General features: G+C 64.8%; 15 protein-coding genes. 10 read left to right on the forward strand and 5 right to left on the reverse strand.

Annotated elements, in window-relative coordinates:
* Positions 1–11: 11 nt before the first annotated feature.
* On the reverse strand, positions 12–1,193 hold the full coding sequence (locus tag SB749_RS06500) for a pyridoxal phosphate-dependent aminotransferase (protein WP_410709610.1): 1,182 nt from the start codon (positions 1,191–1,193) through the stop codon (positions 12–14).
* Between the two features lie 159 nt (positions 1,194–1,352).
* Here SB749_RS06500 and SB749_RS06505 point away from each other — a divergent pair, with 159 nt between their 5' ends.
* Positions 1,353–2,081, forward strand: a complete 729-nt coding sequence (locus SB749_RS06505; RefSeq protein WP_173154699.1) for a VIT family protein — start codon at positions 1,353–1,355, stop codon at positions 2,079–2,081.
* Between the two features lie 515 nt (positions 2,082–2,596).
* On the opposite strand, the gene SB749_RS06510 is transcribed toward SB749_RS06505, so the two are convergent.
* Positions 2,597–4,051, reverse strand: coding sequence for an NAD(P)/FAD-dependent oxidoreductase (locus SB749_RS06510; protein WP_410709611.1), 1,455 nt, complete (start codon positions 4,049–4,051; stop codon positions 2,597–2,599).
* A 179-nt stretch (positions 4,052–4,230) separates the two neighbouring features.
* On the opposite strand from SB749_RS06510, the gene SB749_RS06515 reads away from it, so the two are divergent.
* The 3 genes from SB749_RS06515 (at position 4,231) to SB749_RS06525 (ending at position 6,702) form a co-directional block, all read left to right on the forward strand.
* On the forward strand, positions 4,231–4,656 hold the full coding sequence (locus tag SB749_RS06515; protein ID WP_410709612.1) for a cupin domain-containing protein: 426 nt from the start codon (positions 4,231–4,233) through the stop codon (positions 4,654–4,656).
* 119 nt (positions 4,657–4,775) lie between these two features.
* Entirely contained in the window at positions 4,776–5,333 is a 558-nt protein-coding gene (locus SB749_RS06520) for a hypothetical protein (protein ID WP_410709613.1), read from the forward strand.
* 169 nt (positions 5,334–5,502) lie between these two features.
* On the forward strand, positions 5,503–6,702 hold the full coding sequence (locus tag SB749_RS06525) for a pyridoxal phosphate-dependent aminotransferase (protein ID WP_410709614.1): 1,200 nt from the start codon (positions 5,503–5,505) through the stop codon (positions 6,700–6,702).
* Between the two features lie 202 nt (positions 6,703–6,904).
* Here SB749_RS06525 and SB749_RS06530 read toward each other — a convergent pair whose 3' ends face one another.
* The 3 genes from SB749_RS06530 to SB749_RS06540 form a co-directional block, all read right to left on the reverse strand.
* On the reverse strand, positions 6,905–7,447 hold the full coding sequence (locus SB749_RS06530; RefSeq protein WP_410709615.1) for an acyl-CoA thioesterase: 543 nt from the start codon (positions 7,445–7,447) through the stop codon (positions 6,905–6,907).
* Positions 7,448–7,600: 153 nt separating this feature from the next.
* Complete coding sequence (lgt, locus tag SB749_RS06535; protein WP_410709616.1) at positions 7,601–8,521, reverse strand: prolipoprotein diacylglyceryl transferase; 921 nt, start codon at positions 8,519–8,521, stop codon at positions 7,601–7,603.
* 210 nt (positions 8,522–8,731) lie between these two features.
* Complete coding sequence (locus SB749_RS06540; RefSeq protein ID WP_410709617.1) at positions 8,732–10,852, reverse strand: DUF222 domain-containing protein; 2,121 nt, start codon at positions 10,850–10,852, stop codon at positions 8,732–8,734.
* A gap of 416 nt (positions 10,853–11,268) precedes the next feature.
* Between SB749_RS06540 and SB749_RS06545 the strand changes: the two genes are divergently transcribed.
* From SB749_RS06545 to SB749_RS06570, 6 genes are all read left to right on the forward strand, one after another.
* The gene (locus SB749_RS06545; RefSeq protein WP_410709618.1) at positions 11,269–12,180 is read left to right on the forward strand and encodes a LysR family transcriptional regulator; all 912 of its coding nucleotides are present in this window, start codon (positions 11,269–11,271) and stop codon (positions 12,178–12,180) included.
* A gap of 234 nt (positions 12,181–12,414) precedes the next feature.
* Positions 12,415–13,719 (forward strand): MFS transporter, encoded by a 1,305-nt coding sequence (locus SB749_RS06550; RefSeq protein ID WP_410709619.1) that lies wholly within the window; start codon positions 12,415–12,417, stop codon positions 13,717–13,719.
* 180 nt (positions 13,720–13,899) lie between these two features.
* A complete protein-coding gene (locus SB749_RS06555) occupies positions 13,900–15,240 on the forward strand; it encodes a M20 family metallo-hydrolase (RefSeq protein WP_410709620.1) in 1,341 nt (446 codons plus the stop codon).
* On the forward strand, positions 15,237–16,862 hold the full coding sequence (locus SB749_RS06560) for an amidase (RefSeq protein ID WP_410709621.1): 1,626 nt from the start codon (positions 15,237–15,239) through the stop codon (positions 16,860–16,862). The genes SB749_RS06555 and SB749_RS06560 overlap by 4 nt, the downstream gene beginning before the upstream one ends.
* Positions 16,855–18,099 carry an amidase gene (locus SB749_RS06565; protein WP_410709622.1) on the forward strand — a complete coding sequence of 415 codons (1,245 nt, stop codon included), beginning with the start codon at positions 16,855–16,857 and terminating at the stop codon, positions 18,097–18,099. The genes SB749_RS06560 and SB749_RS06565 overlap by 8 nt, the downstream gene beginning before the upstream one ends.
* A gap of 164 nt (positions 18,100–18,263) precedes the next feature.
* Positions 18,264–19,007 carry a DUF1345 domain-containing protein gene (locus SB749_RS06570; RefSeq protein ID WP_410709623.1) on the forward strand — a complete coding sequence of 248 codons (744 nt, stop codon included), beginning with the start codon at positions 18,264–18,266 and terminating at the stop codon, positions 19,005–19,007.
* The last annotated feature ends 82 nt before the right edge of the window (positions 19,008–19,089 follow it).

Here is a 19,089-nt window from a genome sequence, read left to right on the forward strand (position 1 = left end):
CACTCCTGGCATCACCGGCTAGCGGCGAAGGCCTCCAGCCGGTCGCACGCAGTGTTGATGGTGTCCTCGGACACGGCGAAGGTCAGACGCAGGTAGCCTTCGCCGGCCGGGCCGAAGGCCGAGCCGGGGATCGTCGCGAGGTTGTGCTTCTCGAGCAGCTGGGTCGCCAGTTCCCACGAGTCCAATCCCCACTCGGACACATTCACCCAGGCATAGAACGTCGCCGCCGGCCGCAACAGACTCAAGCCCTCGATGGCGTTGATGCGCTCGACCATGAGCTCGCGCCGCCTGGCATACGAAGCGACCATCTCATCGACCGCGGTCTGCGGTCCCTCGATTGCGGCGACCGCTGCCTCCTGGACGAAGCCGGGCAGGCTCGAGGTCAGGCCCTCCTGCAGCAGTGCCATCGGCGCGATGAGATCCTCCGCGCCGATGACGAATCCGCACCGCCACCCGGTCATGGCATAGGTCTTCGAGAAGCTGCCGATGGCCAGGAATCGATCGAACTCAGCCCCCACCTCGGCGGTGGATGGTTTCACCTCGGCGATGGAGGTGTATTCCGCCTCGAAGACCATCTCGTCATAGACCTCATCGGAGATGACGGTGAACCCATGCTCATCGGCCAGCGCGGCAATCTGCTCGAGGTCGGTCCGATCCATCACCGACCCCAAGGGGTTCGAGGGACTGTTGATGATGATCGCCGCGGTCTTGTCCGTGATCGCTGAGCGGACATCCTCGGCGCGGAGCTTGAAATCGTTGTCTTCGGTGACGGGGACGGACACGGCAACCCCGCCGAGGCGGTGCACCTGACCCATGTAATTGGGGAAGCTCGGGTCGGGGATGATGACCTCATCCCCTGGAGCGACAGTGACGTCGAGGGCGAAGGTGAGCGCCTCCATCGCGCCGAAGGAGACCATGACGTTCTCGGGCGTGATGCTGCGATTCCACCGATTCGAGTACTTCCGGGCGATCGCCTGCCGCAGTTCGGGGATGCCCGCATTGGCGACGTAGCGGGTGTTGTCGTTCTCGATCGCGCGGATGCCGGCGGCCTTGATGTGCTCCGGAGTGGTGAAGTCCGGTTCGCCGACGGTGAGCTTCACAGCATCGGGGAAGTCGAGGGCGAGGTTGAACATCTTGCGGATGCTCGACGCCGGGTAGGAAATGGCCATGGGGGAGATGCGGGATTTCGTCATGGCTTCAGTCTGCCCCTTCCTCGCGAGCTGAGGCAGAGGGCACCGCTGCGTAAGACCCGAGGACGGTTCCCACGGCTCCGTGTCGGCTTGGTGAAACGGTCCTACGTGCCTCGCTCCGCCGTTTACGTGCGCGGCGTCACAGCGCCTACAATCTGCACCATGAGGAACGCCCGCGGCCACGAAGCCGAGCGAGAAGAACCACACCAGATCGATGGCCTGGCACAGCGACTCAACTGGCTTCGTGCCGGAGTGCTCGGCGCGAACGACGGCATCGTTTCGACCGCCGCCGTCGTGGTCGGAGTCGCTGGCGCGACGAACAGCTTCACGCCGGTCCTGCTTGCCGGCGCGGCAGCCGTTGTCGGTGGGGCGATTTCGATGGCCCTCGGCGAGTACGTTTCGGTCTCGAGCCAGCGCGACAGCGAGCGGGCCCTGATCGATAAAGAGCGAGAGGAGCTCCGAGTCGACCCAGATGGCGAGCTCGAGGAGCTCATCGGGCTGTATGAGACTCAGGGGCTCTCGCGCAGCACCGCGGAGGTGGTGGCGAAGGAGCTCACCGAGAAGGATGCGCTCAAGGCGCACCTCTCGACGGAGCTCAACATCGACGAGGACGACGTTGTGAACCCGTGGCACGCAGCGCTCGCCTCCGCGCTCTCGTTCTTCGTCGGCGCGCTCCTGCCGATGCTCACTATCCTCTTCCTGCCGACCTCGATGAATATCCCGGTGACGTTTGGTGCGACCATCGTCGCCCTCGCGATCACCGGCTACGTCGCGGCGTGGGTCGGCGGCGCGAACAGGTGGTCCGCCGTCGCCCGCACCTGTATCGGCGGTGCGATTGCGCTCGCCGCGACATTCCTTGTGGGTATGCTGTTCGGCACCTCGGTGGCCTAGGGCATGGTTCGTCACCAATTTTCTGTGGAGCTGGGATCGTGGCGAGATCTGCCCTAGTTCTACGGCCCCCTATTCCGGATCAGCTCGGCTTTGCCACGTGAGTTCAGTGCCTTGGCAAGGTCATTATCGGATGAATCGCCACGAGATCCGACAGACCCGACGGCGTCTTGTTCGGCCAGGTCCTCGCGACAGCGGAATGCTCGATACCGGACCCTGGGATTCGAGCGATGCACCAGACCGGGCAGATCCCCATCTGCGGGGCGTCCCGAGCCACCTCGGTACGCAACGACCTCGATACCTGCCAGCCGACGATCTCGCAGGTGATCACGACCGAGGTAAGCCCGCTCTGTGAACATTGGAGGTGCCGCTTTCCGAGGGGGCAGGTGAGGTCCGCCGCGAAGAAAGCCGACTACAGGATCTGGTCAGCTCGGAGCAGTTTCCGGTTCTCTTTCTCGAGATCTATGATTCGCTGGACATCAGCGGTGGTAGTGCCGGACCGGTCACTCCCGACCGGCCTACTCATGCAGGCCAGCCAGCCGAGAACCGAACCGTGCGAGCAGGCTCGTCTTCTTCGCCCCGGTCGCTGACTCCCACGCATCGGCGAGGCCGAAGATCTTGTACATCGACCGGATGCCCAACCACCGAATCGGTTCGGGCTCCCACTGCCCGGAGAAGTGATCGTTCCACGGCAGCCCGGTCAAGGGCGTCGATGCTCCGGCAGCCCGATCGAGCAGGGTCTTCGCCGCCAGATGAGTCGCCGTCACCCCGTGCCCGGCATAGCCGCGGGCCACTCCGATGCGCTGTGTCGGGTCGAAGAAGATGCCGGCGCACCAGTCTCTGGTCACCCCGAGCGCACCGCGCCAGGCATGCGCAACCTCGAACTCGAGGTCCGGGAAGAGCGAGGACAGGCGCCCGGCCAACAGGTCGACCACCTCGGCGGGGACCTCACCGTCACCGGGCAGACCCGACCGGAAAGCATAGGGCGCCCCACGGCCGCCGAGCGCGATCCGGCCATCGGCCGTGCGCTGGGCATAGATGAACGTGTGCGCCGTGTCGCCGAGGCATTCGCGCCCCTCCCAGCCGATCGACGCCCACGCGTCGCCCGGCAGCGGCTCGGTTGCGATCATCGACGAGAACACCGGGATGACCTGCCGTCCCTGCAGGCCCGGCAGGTCGCCGCCGACCGTGTCCGAATACCCCTCGAGGCACACGAAGATCGTGTCCGCGCGCACCGGCCCGCGGTCCGTGGCGACCGAATTCTTTCGGATATGCCTCGCCGAGGTGGCCTCGCAGATGGTCACGCCCTGTTCCCTGAGCACGTGGCCGAGTCCCCGGGTGAGCAGCGCGGGATCGATGGCGGCGGTACAGGGGAAGTAGAGACTGCCGAGTGCCCCGTCGACGTTGATGCGGGCACGAGTCGCCTCGGCGTCGAGGAACTGCATATCCTCCGTCCCGTATCCGAACTGCTCATTGCCGGCCTCAAGGTCGCGCAGCCGGGACAGGCCGGCCTCCGACTGAGCGATGTCGATGTGGCCGCCGCGGACTTGTTGGGCATCGATGCCCTCGGTCTCGCAGACGTCGAGGACCTCGTCGATGGAGTCGAAGAGTGCGGACTGAAAGGCGCTGACGCTGGCGACGCCGTCGAGTCCTGCCGAGCCGACCGGCCCGGTGGGATCGTTCTTCCGGGCGCGGTCGACCGCCTCGGCGAACTTGCTGCGATTGCCCGGCAGCAGGGTCGAGAGCCATCCGCCGTTGCGGCCGGAGGCGCCGTAGCCGATGTGGCGGGCCTCGATGATGGTGATCGCCCAATCGGGGTGGGCCTGCCTGGCGTAGTAGGCCGACCACAGGCCGGTCAGTCCGCCGCCGACGATGACGAGATCCTGCTTCTCGCGCGGCAGCGGGACGGCGTCGACGTCGTCGGCGGGGGATGCTGCCAGCCAGTGTGAGGCTTCGCCATTGAAGTAGGACACGGATCATCTCCTGAACTCGAGGCGGACCTTGTGGTCGCCTACGAAAACAGTTCTATCTCACGCTCAACGGGAAGTAAACAGTTGTGGTGATTTGTATTGAGTGTTGAAACGCGCTCGACTGCCCACTGATTTCTTCGTCGAGGCGGGACTCGGGTGGGCTGTCTAATTACACTGTTCGCATGAGCGCAATGGAGCCGATCAACACCCACGAATTTCCTCTCAGCCATGAATTGATCGAGGAGTGGCAGACCATTCCGGCCACCTCGACGGGAGGACCCGACACAGTCGGGTCGGTGGGGCTGGAAGGGGCGGCCGCCTCGGCGGGGGAAACGTCTGTGACAACGGGATTCGCCGAACTCGGCACCATCGGCGGTGCCGAATACGGGTTGTGGGAGATGAGCGCTGGAGCGATGCGCGATATCGAAGGCGACGAGGTCTTCCTCGTCATCTCCGGGACCGGGCGCATCGAATTCGACGAACCCCTTCGCGACCCCATCGAACTGGCGCCGGGATCGCTGGTTCGCCTCGATGATGGGATGAAGACGCGCTGGTACATCGACGGAACGCCGCTGCGGAAGCTGTTCATCGCGCCCGGCGAAGGGTGAGCTTCACTCTCTGGCGAGCTGGGTTCGCAGGACCGAGGGAGTCGGGAAAACGTCATGGGCGCGGATCCTCTTCGTTGAGTAGTGTCGAAGGCAACCCGCTCGGATGAAAGGGATCGACGATGATCGACGTGGCCCACCCGCGCGACCTCGTTATGATCGGCGCGATCTTCGGACTCGCTGCGTTCATCTGGTCAGGCTGGGCACAGGAAGCGCCACCCAGAGCACTGGTCTGGCGGCTCGTGCTCGCCGGACTCGGAGTCGCGGGCCTCGCACTCGCGGTACCGAGCATCCTCACCGCCATCGGCAACTGGTCGGAACCCAGCGCTTTCACCACCGGGACCACCGCGTTCACCCTCTACCTCATCGTGTTCTGGGCCGAGGTGATCATCGGGGCGGTGGCGAGCTTCTTCCTCATCCGCACCGGCCAGACCGAGAATATCGCTCCACTCATCTTCGCGATCGTCGGTATCCACTTCTTCGCGCTCGCCGTCGTCTTCGGCCAGCCCGTCCTTCACGTGGCGGGGCTGATGCTGACCATCGTCGCGGTGGTCGCGTTCATCTTGCCGCGCGAGACCGCGGCGCCGAGTTTCTGGTGCGGCATCTTCGGCGCTCCGGTATTCCTCGGCATCGGCCTGTGGTGTCTGCTGGCCGGGCGCAGCGCGCTCGCCGTCGGATGAATCTCGGACACCGCTGACAATCCCTGGTCAGGTGCTCTATCGTGAGTGAACCGGTGCGCACCGTGGCCCGGGGACGGTTTCGTCCCGCGTTGCGCAGCACGCATGGACACCTCAGCACCGACACCTCAACATTGCCCGGAAGAGATGCACCCCGAAGAAGGAGTCGACGATGAAGACTGCTCGCCGCTTGGACAACCTCGGCACCGAGACCGCTTTCCGCGTGGCCCAGGCCGCCGCCGACTGGAAGGCGAAGGGCAACGAGGTCTTCCCGTTCCACCTCGGCGATCTCAATTTCCCGCTCGCTCCCCACATCGTCGAGGCGATGGAGCAGGCGATCCGCAACGGCAAGACCGGTTACTGCCCTGGGCCGGGGATTCCCGAACTGCGGGAGGCGCTCGCCGATGACATCGGCTCGCGACGCGGAATGACGATCGACCCCGCCGAGGTGGTCGTGACCACCGGAGGCAAGCCCGTGATCACGAAATTCCTCCAAGCCGTGATGAACCCCGGCGAAGGCGTGCTCTACCCGAATCCCGGATTTCCGATCTACGAATCCCAGATCGAATATCTCGGCGGTACGGCCCGGCCCTACCGATATGTTCCGACCTCCGACGGCTTCGCCATCGACCTCGACCACCTGCGGGCATCGATCGATGAGAACACCACCGCCATCATCTACAACGACCTGCAGAACCCGATCTCCGCAGAGTCCACCCCGGGCGAGCGTGAGGCCATCGCAGCGATTGCGCAGGAATTCGACCTGTGGGTGCTCTCCGACGAGGCGTACTTCGAGATGCGCTATCGCGGGAAGTCCCAGTCGATCGCCGCGCTGCCGGGAATGCGGGAGCGCACCGTCATTCTCTACACGTTCTCGAAGAAGTACGCGATGACGGGTTCGCGGCTCGGCTGTGCAGTGGCCCCGAAAGAGGTCTCCGAGGCGATCTCGCTGATGAACACCAACGACGAATCCTGCACGAACCAGTACGTGCAGTGGGCAGGGATTGCCGCCCTGCGTGGACCGCAGGGGCCGGTCGGGCAGATGCTGGAGGTGCTGCGCAAGCGACGTGATGCCACCTGCCGGCTCATCAACGAGATTCCCGGCATGTCCGTGGCGACCCCGGGCTCGACGTTCTACGTCTTCCCCGATGTCACCGAGGCGATGGAGGCGAAGGGAATCGCGACTGTGGCGGACTTCACCACCGAGGCTCTGCATGCCACTGGTGTCTCATTCTGCACTCGCGAGCACTTCGGGTCACCGCAGCCCGGTGAGGACCGGTCGTACATTCGACTGGCCTATTCGGGCATCGACGAAACCGCGATCACAACCGGTCTCGGCCGCCTCAAGGAGTGGATCGAGGCGGGGCGGTAGTCCGTGCGCCGGGGTTGCGCTTGCAGCGGTACCGGGCTGGGGCGCCGTCGCGAACACTGCTCTGTTCGGACCACAGTGCCGTCGCGCGACCACGGCTCGGTGTCGACTACGGCGCCGTCCCGGCCGCGGCTGCGTGCCGACCGCGACTCAACGCGGACCACGGTGCAGTGCCGACCACAGTTCGGTCCAGACGACAGCTCTGTTATGTCCAGCTGCTCCAGGCAGGCCGGCGGGTGCTCGGCAGCGCGTTGTCACGGCGCCAGTCGTGGATCCAGTCGGGCAGTTCGGGTTCGTTCTCCGGCATCCCGAAGGCCTCGATGAGGTCGTCCCTGGTGAGCGGCCGGTCATCGGAGATCAGGCGAGTGGCGACATAGGCTCGGGCGAAGATCTCGCCGTCGACGACCATGCGCTGTTCGAAGAACACGGTGCGCTCGTCGATTCCGCAGACCTTGGTCTCGAGGTTGTAGCGCTGCCAGAGTTTCAGTGATTTGCGGAAGCTGATGGTCTCGGCGCTGACGACGCCGGTCCACCCGCGCTCACGCATCGCCTGCCATGCTCCGCTGCGTACCATCATGTCCAGTCGTCCCAGGTCCATGATGGAGAGGTACTTGCCGTTGTTGAGATGCATGAATATGTCGATCTCACCCAGGTGGACGCGCATGGGGAGGGAGTAGGTGTCCCAGATGTCGCGCGCGGAACGTCGGTGGGACCTCAGCAGGTGCAGGACCATGCGCAAGAAGTGCATGCAATCTATGTTACTTGACAGTATTTTGCTGGGTGATCATAACCCTGCCGGGTGAATGGGGCTCTGACTGGGGAACGTGGGCCCGACCGCGAATGCGCCCACGGAAGGGTGCGCATCCACGGACCCCGGGAGTCGCCTCGGCGAGGGTGGGTGTCAGTCCTTCGCGGGTTCGGGTTCGCGGCCGGGGATGAACGGTGATTCTTCGGGCTGGGGGTGGCGCTTCCACTGGATGAGCATGATCGCCACACCGAGAGCGACGGCGCCGATCGCGCCCCACACGTTGGTGCGCAGACCGAGGATGACGAAGCTCGGGTCGAGTCGGATGGACTCCCAGACGATGCGGCCGGCGCCGTACCACATCAGGTAGACGGCGAAGAGGCGTCCCCACTGGAAGAAGACGTGGCGGCCGAGATAGAGCAGGACGAGTGCGCCGAGGCTGTTCCAGACGACCTCGTAGAGGAACGTCGGGTGGAAGAGCGTGTCAGCCGGGGTGCCTGGTGGGATGGCGGGATTGCGGGGGTCGATCTCGAGGCCCCAGGGCAGGGTGGTCGGCAGTCCGAAGAGCTCTTGGTTGAACCAGTTGCCGAAGCGTCCGCAGGCTTGGGCAAGGATGAGACCAGGGGCCAGGGCGTCGAGCAGAGTGGTGAGTTTGAGGCCGAGGCGGCGGCACATGATCCATGCACCCAGCGTGCCGCCGATGAGCGATCCGAAGATCGCGATTCCGCCCTCCCAGATGGCCCACACCGAGCCTGGTTCGAAGGGGTTCCACGGGTTGCGACCGGGACCGAAGTAGTCGGTGTAGTGCGTGATCACGTGGTAGATGCGAGCGAAGACGATGGCCATCGGCACGGCCAGGGTCGCAATGTCGAGGACCTGCCACTCTTCGACTCCGCGCTTGGTTAGGCGGTGGTTCGTGAGCACGATCGCGATGATGATGCCCACGAGGATGCACAGCGCATAGAAGTGGATCGTCAGCGGTCCGAGTTGGAAGCTAGAGATGGAAGGACTGGGGATTGCCGCCGAGATGTCGTGCGGAATCGCGGTCGCGCTGGAAGTGACTGGGCCGAGGTGCATGGGGCCAGTCTATTTGCACCCGTCTGAGAATCTCTTATGCAGCGTCTGGTCTCTGACCGGCGAGGACCGTTTTCGGGCCGATTGCTGTGCCGCCTGCGCTCCGACTAGCGCGTAAACCTGAGTCCTGTGGGGTGAAGGCAGCCGCGACAAGGCCATTCGCGCTCACATCAGAATGGAGGCACAGCGGTGCCATTGAATGGCCGTGCCCCGCTACGTGCCGAAGAGGCCCTCGATGATGTCGTCTGTGATGAATCGTGAGTGCAGGATTGGAATGCGAGCAGGGTCGGTGCTTTCGGGCGGTCGCCATGCCGGCCGTCCGTCGCCGAGCATGAAGACTTCCCAGTCGGAGCGGTCCATAAGGTGGTGGTGGAAGGAACACAGCAGGCACATGTTGTTGATGTCGGTCTTGCCGCCCAGGGCGTGCGGCACAACATGGTTCACGTCGCACCACCCCGCCGGTGCATCGCAACCGGGGAACACGCATCCGCGATCCCTGGCGGTGACGATTGCGGTCTGCTTCTTGTTTGCGAAGCGCTGTTCCGTGCAGACTTCCACCGTGCGAGCCTTTTCGTCCATCAGGTGGAAGAAGACGGTGCCATCGAGGCCGCGCCGAGCGACGTCGCCCATCGGGAAGCGGTCGCCGGAGCCTGTGGTGGCTTCGCCGATGCCGTTGGCGATGTCGGACGCTTTGGCTGTGACGACCAGGGCGTAGGGCGAACCCTTGGCGGCTTCCTTCATGCTGATGCGCGAGATGAGAGTGGCGAAACGTTCGTAGATCCAGGCCTTCGCACTGGGCTGCGCGCTCATGAGATCGACAGTCGAACCGTCGGCGCGGATGCCGTGGCCGGAAGGAACGGCACGGTTGGCAGCGGGATCCGCGGATTCGGCTTCGTTGTCTCCGGTGGCCTCGATGACAGCCCATGGAGGTGCATCGAAACGATCTCCGGTAAGGACGGCATCGAGAGGTTCGAACCGTTGCTCATCGAAGGTCTGGCCGTGGCCGCCACTACCGGGAGCCTGGTCTGGCCCGGCGTTTGGGGCGAGTGAGGGAGCGTCTTCGCGCTCGCCTTCGTCCGCCTCGGAGTCGGTGGGTTCTGCGCTTGTCGATGTGTTGTCTTTCGCCGATTGGATCCGCGAGGTCAGCAGTCCGTGCAGTTCGGATCCCGCCACGGGATCGAGCACGCCCTCCAGCCTCCAGTCTCCATTGCGCTTGGGGCGGGCAGTGATGAAGTAGGCGGAACGATCGCTGGGGTCGAGCGGCTCGGCACCGTCGGGGTCGATGAGAGCGAGCATCCGACGGAAGATGTCGCGGAGCTCGCTCGCCGTCACCGATTTCGCGTACTTCACGAGGTCGGTTTCCACACGGGACTTCGTCTCATGATCCACCCATGCGGGCAGCGCCTTGAGGCAGTCTTCGATAACAGTGAGGTGCTCTGCGGGCAGGGTGCCGAGGTGGAGCTGCTCGGCGACGAGCGGGTGTTCGGGTTCAAGCGGTTGTCCGTCGAGTGCGACTCGTCCGCCGAGATTCTCTGCGAGCTTTGCCCGGCGGTTCGCTTCTCGCCCCGAGAGGTTGAGGCGTTCCTGGATGAGCGCCTTGGTCGACTTGGCGCCACTGTCCTTGGGCGTGCCGACGCGTTCGTAGACGGCCAGCGCCAGGGTGGACAGAGACTCACTGAGCCGACGCAGAGCCTCGGCTCCATCGATGACCTGCAGGGCCTCGTTCGGCCCCATCGGCCGGTCGAAGGCGCGAAGACCTCCGACCAGTTCGGTCAGTGACGAAATCGAATCGGTGATCTCAGGTGTGCTCGCAGCCAGGTCGTTCCAGGCGGCGTCGGTGAGGATCGGGTGCATCGAAGTCGGGCGCTGATCATCGTCTCCGTGCTCGGGTTGCGCAGTCGATTCTGCCGGTGCGGTCGAAGCGAGCTCTGCTGAGTCCGCGGATTCGACGGTTTCGTGTGGTTGGTCGGAACCGGCAATTCCAACTGCATTGCTTGGTTCTTCGACGTCGGCGATCGACGTATCGTCGTTCGGTTCGTCATCGTCGGTCGAAACCGGGTCAAGGGCCTCGAACACCTCGGCGAAGTGGTGGCCGCTGAGGTCGAGCCCGGCCGCCTTGAGCTGTTCGGCCAGTGTTGCGGGGTCCGATGTTTCTTCGGGTTGTGCTTGCTCCGTGTCCTCGGGTGCGTGGACATTCTGAGAAGTGGTGCCCACGAGATCTGCCGGTGTGGTGTTCGTTGGCGGTCTTCTGCTCGCCCCACCGCGCGAGTCAGCGGCAGTGCGGCGGTCGCGCTTTCCTGACTTGCGTCGCTTGCGGTCGGGGGTGAAGGTCATCGCTGTTGAGTTCCGTTCGTCATTGAAGGTCTCTTAGCTCAATTGTAGGCAGTCAGAGAATAGAAGACAATAGAATCTTCGAAAAAGATTCGACTGGAAATGACATGCTGAATTTGAAGGACGCTTTTGAGTGGTTTATTGGGAGTTCGATCAGTTTCAGGGCACTTTACTCGTCGGCATTGACTCGGGATCGGTGACGACTGAAGTGGCGGGAGAATTCTCGGAACTGGATCCGACCCGGTAGAAGGGGATGGTCTGTGCGATGCCTGCCGGCCGGGAAGAGTTCGAGCCTGCCGTCTGGGGAGGGTTGCAGCCTGCCGTCTGGGAACGGTCGGTCGGTAGTGCTCGAACAGAACCGCCTCGGCGCGGTTGGATCTGGACGCGAATCGCCATCGCAGATGGGATGATGGGAAGCTATGGCCCTTGATTTCACCCTGGTGCAGCTGCGCTACTTCCAGGAGGTCGCCAGGCGGGAGAACATGACCGAGGCGGCGAAGCAGCTCAACGTCACCCAGTCGGCGATCTCGACGGCGATGGCCCAGCTCGAGCGGACCATCGGCCTCGACCTTTTCATCCGACAGCGCAATCGTTCGGTGGTGCTCTCGCCTGCCGGGAAGCGATTCCTCTCAGAGGTCACACCCTTCCTCGAAGCCTCCGACAACCTCGGCGAGACTGCGTTGGGCCTCTCACGTCGTCTCAGTGGAGACCTCACTGTCGGAGTCTTCTCGCCGATCGCGCCCACCCGCCTGCCGCTCATCCACAGCGAATTCGAGAAGCGCTACCCGGATGTTCGGATCAACTACCTCGAGGCGAACCTTCAGGAGCTGCAAGCCGCTGTCATCGCCGGCGACTGCGATCTCGCACTGACTTACACGCTGGGAATGACCGATCGCTTCGATCGCTTCCTCATCGACGTCGTGAAGCCGCACGTCCTCGTCTCACTCGATCACCACCTCGGCGGGGGTGGGAAACGGCCGCGACCAGTCCACCTGCGAGAGCTCGCAGATGAAAACTACATCCAACTGGATCTGCCGTTCAGCACTCAATACTATGACGAGCTCTTCCGGATCGCCGGCGTCGAGCCGATCGTGCGGCACACCTTTGCTGGCTACGAAACCGTGCGGTCGTTCGTGGCGATGGGGCACGGGTACTCGCTGCTGAGCCAGAGCGTGTCCTCGGGGACGTACATCGGATCGAAGACGGTGGACGTTCCGCTGCTCGACGACTTCCCGAGCATCGACCTTGCCATCGTCTGGCCGAAAGAGCTGAGGCTGAGCAAGCGTGCGCGAGCCTTCTGCGAGCTGACCTTGGAGATCCTCGGGACCTAGGCGGCTGAAGCGGACAGAAGGACCCGAACCGCGGCCCGAGGACTGCGCTGGTGCTGGGGAAGGCGGTCGGTGGGGAAGCGGTCCGCCGCCGAGGTAAGGGGCTTACGCGGAGAGGTGCCACCTCGGCTTCTCATCGATTTTCCTCATGACCAGTTTCAAAAGTATCTGTTGGACTAATGTGTTGTGGATCGCAAAGATGGTGGAAATCGTCCCCGCGCCCTAAGGAGATCCCGGATGTCCATCACAGCCCCGACCGAGCAGCGAACCACGTCGACGAAGATGCAGCGGAAGGTGCTCCTGGGCGGCAGCATCGGCCAGTTCGTCGAGTTCTACGACTTCACGTTGTACGGTCTATCGGCGGTGATCCTGTCCGAGTACTTCTTCCCCGACGGCGACCGGATCACCGGTCTGCTGGTCATCTTCGCGACCTTCGGAGTCGCGTTCGTCATGCGCCCCCTCGGCGGACTGTTCTTCGGAGCTCTCGGCGACAAGGTCGGCAGGCGACAGACCCTGACCATCACGATCTTCCTCGTCGGAGCCTGCACAGCCCTCATCGGCATCCTCCCCGGGTTCGACACGATCGGCTGGTTCGCCCCGATCCTGCTCATCCTCGCCCGGCTCGGTCAGGGCTTCTCCGCCGGCGGCGAATCCGTCGGCGGACCGTCCTTCGTCTACGAGCACGCTCCGGTTGCCAAGCGCGGACTGTGGATCAACATCACCCTGGCAGCGACCGCTCTGCCCTCGGTGTTCGCCGGCGGCCTCATCCTCCTGTTGTCGACTGTGATGAGTGACGCCTCTTTCGACTCATGGGGCTGGCGCGTTCCGTTCCTCCTGGCGCTGCCGTTGTCGGCCGTCGGACTGTGGATCCGGTCGAAGACCGACGAATCCGAGCTGTTCAAGAAGACAGCTGCCGAACGGCCCAAAGAGTTCAGCCCGATCCGCGAAAGCTTCCGCGAGAACTGGGTCGGGATGCTCCAGGTCTTCTTCGTCCTCGGCGTCACCGCGCTCGGCTTCTACATGCTCTCGGCCTACTTCGTCACCTACATCCAGACCACGGGCGACCTCAGTCGCGAACAGTCGCTCCTGACAAACGCGATCGCCATGGCCAGCTACACGATCTTCCTGCCCATCGCCGGCCACCTCGGCGACCGCTTCGGACGTCGGCCCATGCTCATTGCGGGTGCGATCCTGCTCGCGGTCACCTCGGTGCCGGCATTCGGGCTGGTCACCAGTGGACACATGGGACTGGCATTCGTCGGGCAGACGATCTTCGTCCTCGCGCTCTGCTGCTACGGTGGCGGCTGCTACACCTTCTTCTGTGAGCGCTTCTCGACGAAGACGCGGTTCACCTCGGCGGCCATCAGCTACAACATCTCCTACGCAGCGCTCGGCGGAACCGCGCCATTCGTGGGTACCTGGCTCGTCGACATCACCGGCGTCAACACCGCACCCGGCTACTACATGGCTGCTGCGGCTGCTGTGTGCCTCGTCCTCATCTTCGTCACGCGCCTCCCCGAGACCCGCGGACGGCTGGGGTGAGCAGGGGTGAGCCTGCATTGACATCGAGTTTCGTCCACTTTCACATCACATTTTGTACAGATCATCGGGATGAAAAGCGATGAACTGAACGAAAAGCGATGTGCGGGCCCGCCCGCGCCCTCAACCGCGCCCTAGACCTTTGCAAACCACATCCCACCCACAGGAAAGCAGCGATAACCAATGAACCATCAGGCACCCCCGTCGCCCGACGCCGCCCCGTCGTCCGCATCCCCATCCTCCGACGCGGCCTTCCTCGCAGACTTCCACTTCGTCGCCACCATCGGTGCCACCGACAACAACGGCGTCGATCGGCAGGCGCTGACGCCGGAGGACAAGCAGACGCGTGACTGGATGCGCGGCTGGGCGACGGACAAAGGCTTCGGCGTGCGCGTCGACGCCATCGGGAACATGTTCGCGTGCCTCGAGCTCGTTCCCGAAGCCCCGTACGTCCTCATCGGTTCCCACCTCGACTCGCAGCCGCTCGGCGGTCGATTCGACGGAGCCTATGGAGTCATCGCCGCCCTCTTCGCGGCCCTGCGCATCAAAGAGGAGCTCGCGGAATCTGGACTGAAGCCCGCCTTCAACCTCGCAGTCGTCAACTGGTTCAACGAAGAGGGCGGTCGCTTCGCCCCGTCGATCATGGGCAGCTCCGTCTACGCCGGTCTCTTCGACCTCGACGAGATGCTCGCTGTCGCCGACCTCGAAGGCACCACCGTCGCCGAGGCGCTGGGCGCCATCGGCTATGCCGGCACCGACACCCCGCCCGAGGCGATCACCTACGCCGAGATCCACATCGAACAGGGCCGAATCCTCGAACGCGAAGCCACGGACATCGGCGTCGTCGAGTCCAGCTGGTACACGCAGAAGCTCGACATCGACGTCCTCGGCGAACAGTCCCACACCGGGGCCACAGCCATGGCCGACCGCCACGACGCGCTCGTCGCCGCGGCCAAGGTCGTCCTCGCCGTCGCCGAGGTGGTCGACGAGTTCGAGGAAGAAGCCCTCGTCTCCTCGGTCGGCCAGCACGTCGTCGAACCGAACTCGCCGATCGTCGTGCCCCGCCGTGTCCATATGGTCGCCGACCTCCGCTCCTCCGATCCTGCCATCGTCCAAGCCGCCCGCAACTCGCTGAAGACGCAGATCGCCGAGATCGCCCGCAGCCACGACATCACCATCAACGTCGACGACTTCGACATCCGCGACAAGCGCCATTTCCCGACCGAAGGCGTCGAACTCGCCGAGAAGGCCGTGGCCAACGAGGGCCTGAGCATCCGACGCTTGGAGACGATGGCCGGCCACGATTCCGTGGCGATGAATCACCGCGTGCCCGCCGTGATGATGTTCGTTCCCAGCGTCGACGGCGTCTCCCATTGCGAGCGCGAGTTCACCACCGATGAGGACATGCTTCGCGGCGTCCGCGTGCTCACTTCGGTGGCCGGTGAACTCGTCCGCGGTGAGCTCGCCGATGTCCGCGACGGTGCCGTCTGGGTCGGTTCGTCCATCGCCGAGGCGCGCGCATGAGCACCGATACCCCGCGCTCCAGCGCCGCCCCGCACCTCAATGCCCGCACCACGACCGCCACCGAACCCAGCACCGCACCCAGCACCGAACCCTGGACCCTGTCCGCCACCGAGGCGCTCGCCGCCTTCCGGTCCAAGGAACTCTCCCCAGTCGACTACCTGACCTCCTTCATCGGCCGCATCACCGCCGAGGATGAGCGCATCAATGCGGTCATCGAAGTCGTCGAGGAGGCGGTCACCTCGGCGCGGGAAGCCGAGGACTTCTACGCGAACGCCACCAGCGATGACCTCGCCGCGGCGGCCGTCTTCCGGCCATTGCTCGGACTTCCCGTGATCGCCAAGGAGAAGCACGCGCTCGCCGGCCGCGGCCTCACTCAAGGGCTGCTGCACGAACGGGACACCGTCGCCGACCATGACGCCGCGATCATCGCCCGCATCCGCGCCGCCGGCGGATTCGTCCACGCCCGAGCGACCTCTCCGGAGTTCAGCTGCGCGACGATCACGCACTCGCCGATGTGGGGCGTGACCCGCAATCCGTGGAACCCGGACCTCTCTCCGGGCGGGTCCTCCGGCGGGTCCGGTGCTGCGTTGGCAGCCGGGTTCGCGCCCCTGGCCACGGCCTCGGACATCGCCGGATCGACGAGGCTGCCCGCCGCCTTCACCGGCACCGTCGGGTACAAAGCTCCCTACGGCCGGATCCCCGGCGCTCAGCCTCTGGCCGCGGACTGGTACCGCGGGGACGGGCCGATGGCGCGCACCGTCGCCGATGCCGCGCTGCTCGCCAAGGTCATGGTCGGGGTCGATCCGAGCGATCACGCGACCATCGCCTCGCCCGGGTTCCTCGATGACTTCGACCCCGCCGAGGCGGTCGATCGACTCCGCGGACGCAGGGTCGCGCTGTGCGTGCGCTTGGGAGACTTCCCCGTCGGGAAGGACATCGAGGCGAATACCCGGGCGGTCGCCTCGGCGCTGGAATCGGCCGGAGCGCATGTCGAGGAGATCGAACTGCCGTGGACGGCCGAGCGGATCTTCGAGACCGCGTTCACTCACTTCGGCAGCCTCCTCGCCCCTGCGATGCGCGCGGCCACTCGCGGCCATGAACACACTCTGGCCGAGTACACGGTGCGGTTCATGGCCGATGCGGAAGCGGTCGCCGCACGCCGTTCGCTCTTCGACGGGCTCGCCATGGAAGCGCAGATCCAGGCGGAGCTGGCGTCAGCGATGGACGGCTTCGATGTGCTCTTGGCGCCCACCTCGGCGGTGGCGGGTTTGGAGGCCGGAGCCAGCTACCTCGACGGGATCACGATCGGCGCCGACGGCGTCGGTCGCGAAGCGGCACATGCATTCGGGGCGGACGGTGCGTCCGACTCCGGCGAAAGCGACGGCGTGCGACTCGACCACTATTGGCAGGCGCATATGACGATGCCGTTCAACATCTGCAACCGCGTGCCGATCGTCAACGTTCCCTCCGGCATGGCCGACTGCGGCATCCCCACCGGCGTCCAGGTCATCGCCCACCCCTATGACGACACCCGCGCCTTCGACGTGGCAGCCGCCATCGAAGCTCTGTGCCCGTGGACGGGGCTGGCGTCGACGGTTCGGATAGGCTCATCGGATGGATGAGCAGACCCTCGCCGAGGTGGAGCGGGCCGGAACGCAGTTCAACGCTGTCACAGCGATGACCGTCGACCGCGCGAATGCCCTCACCGCGGAATCGAACGACCGCCGCGATTCCGGTCAGCCGTCTCGGCGATTGGAGGGGATTCCCTTCGCGATCAAAGACGTCATCGACTTGGTCGGATACCCGACGACGATGGGATCGAACGTGCGCAGCGATGCCCCGGCTGCTAACTCGGCGCCGGTCGTCGACCGACTCGAAGCGGCAGGCGCGATCCCTGTGGCGAAGACGAACTGCCAGGAGTACTCCTACGGAATCCTCGGCGACGAGTCGGCCTTCGGCCGCGTCGTCAATCCTGTCGATGCGGCACTGTGCACCGCCGGGTCGAGCTCCGGATCGGCCGCACTCGTTGCCGCCAGGGTGGTGCCGTTGGCTCTGGGCACCGACACGGCCGGGTCCGTGCGCGTGCCGGCGGCCTGCCAAGGCGTGCTCGGGTTCAAACCGACCTTCGGCGTCGTGCCCGTCGACGGAGTCTTCCCGCTCTCGCAGAGCTTCGACACCGTCGGACTCTTCGCCTCCGACCTCGGCGTGCTGACCACGGCTTTCGACGTGATCGCGGGCGACGATTCCGGCAAGGCGCCTGGCCCAGGTGCGGTGCCAGGCCTGACAGGCAGCGGAGCACGGACGATCGATGTCAGTCTCTTCGCTGACGACGACGCTCGGGCGAGAGACCTGCTCATGCCGGCACCGGACCTCACGGTCACGTCGGCGAATGGGGGAGTCGTCGACAAGCTCCTCGACGATCTTGCACCGATCTACGACTTCATCCGCCTCTATGAGGCGTACGAGGTCCACGCAGACCTGTACGCCGAGCACTCAGCGGACTACCAGCCAGGGGTGGCCAAGAAGATCGAGGCCGGCAGAGACCTCGGCGAGACCGAATACCGGAAGCAGGTGGAAGCGCTCGCAGACTTGCGGAAACGGTCGCTCACGGTATTCGGCGGCACTGATTTCCTGCTCACCCCAGCCATCGACGGTCCAGTGATCCGCTGGGACGAGATCGACTCCGGGACGGCGGCGAAGTTCATGCGCTATTCGATGCCATTCAACGTTCTCGGCTGGCCGGCATTGACGATCCCGCTGCCCGGGGTCGGAGCCAGCGAAGGGCCGCAGGCGGTGCAGCTGGTCGGCCGCCCCGGCGGCGACCGCGACCTGCTTGCTTTCGCTTCGCGGCTGGTCTGACTAGACCCGTGGCCGGTGTGACTTGAGGATCAGTTCGATTGACTCGGGGATGCCTGGTCTGACTCGGTGCCACCGGTCCGATTCGGAGATCGGACGAGTCGAGTCCACCCTCGACTAGGCTGAACTCGAACAGCCGCCGCGTCTAACGAACCGGAGCCGGGCCGATGAGACCCACGCACAGTCAGATGCTCACTCTCTCCGACGACTCGCGCGCAAATATCGCGGGAGTCCCTGCGCTCATCGTCAGCGGCATCCTCGTGTTCGGATTCGACTTCGATCCGCTGGGCTCCGGCCCGAGCATGGCTGCATCGCTGGCCCTGCCGCACGAGGTCATCAACCTCTTCCTCGTCTTCTGGCCGCTCTTCGCGCTGACCTATCTGCTGTGGACCCACGCGGGACTGAGAGACCTCGACGAGACCGAACTCATCGTCCACTCCCGGTGGTCAGTGGCGAACCGCCGACGATGGTGGTCGAAGTGGTTCGGGATGGGCGGAGCAGTGTCCTGGGCGACCATGGCTGCCTACCTCGCATTCATCTTCAACATCTTCCTCGTCACCTCTGGCTCGAGCGCCAGCATCGGTATCTCTGCGGCGCTCGGCATCGCGAATGTCATCGCCTCGTGGGCGGTGCTCGTGTACTCGTTCGCACTCGAGTTCATGCGTCTCGACCTCAGCGGCGGCGGCAGCCCCGACGCTCGTCAGCTCGAATTCGAGATGGAAGGCCCACGCGAGTTCGGTGACTACCTCACCTTCTCCGTGCTGTCATCGACGATGACGGCCGCGCTCCCCGGCCGAGCGGTGTCGCGGAAAGCCTGGCGATTGGTGCGCACGAACGTCATCGTCGCCTTCGCCTTCAACTCCGTCGTCGTCGCGACCCTCGTCTCGATGATCCTCTCCTACGTCATGTGACCGTCACCGGCACCGCCCAACCCTGTGCATATCGTCGAGGCGGCCCACCCCGTTCAGGGTGGACCGCCTCTGGCGTATGGGC

The sequence above is a fragment of the Brevibacterium sp. SIMBA_078 genome, from assembly GCF_046534565.1.
Classification (GTDB): Bacteria; Actinomycetota; Actinomycetes; order Actinomycetales; family Brevibacteriaceae; genus Brevibacterium.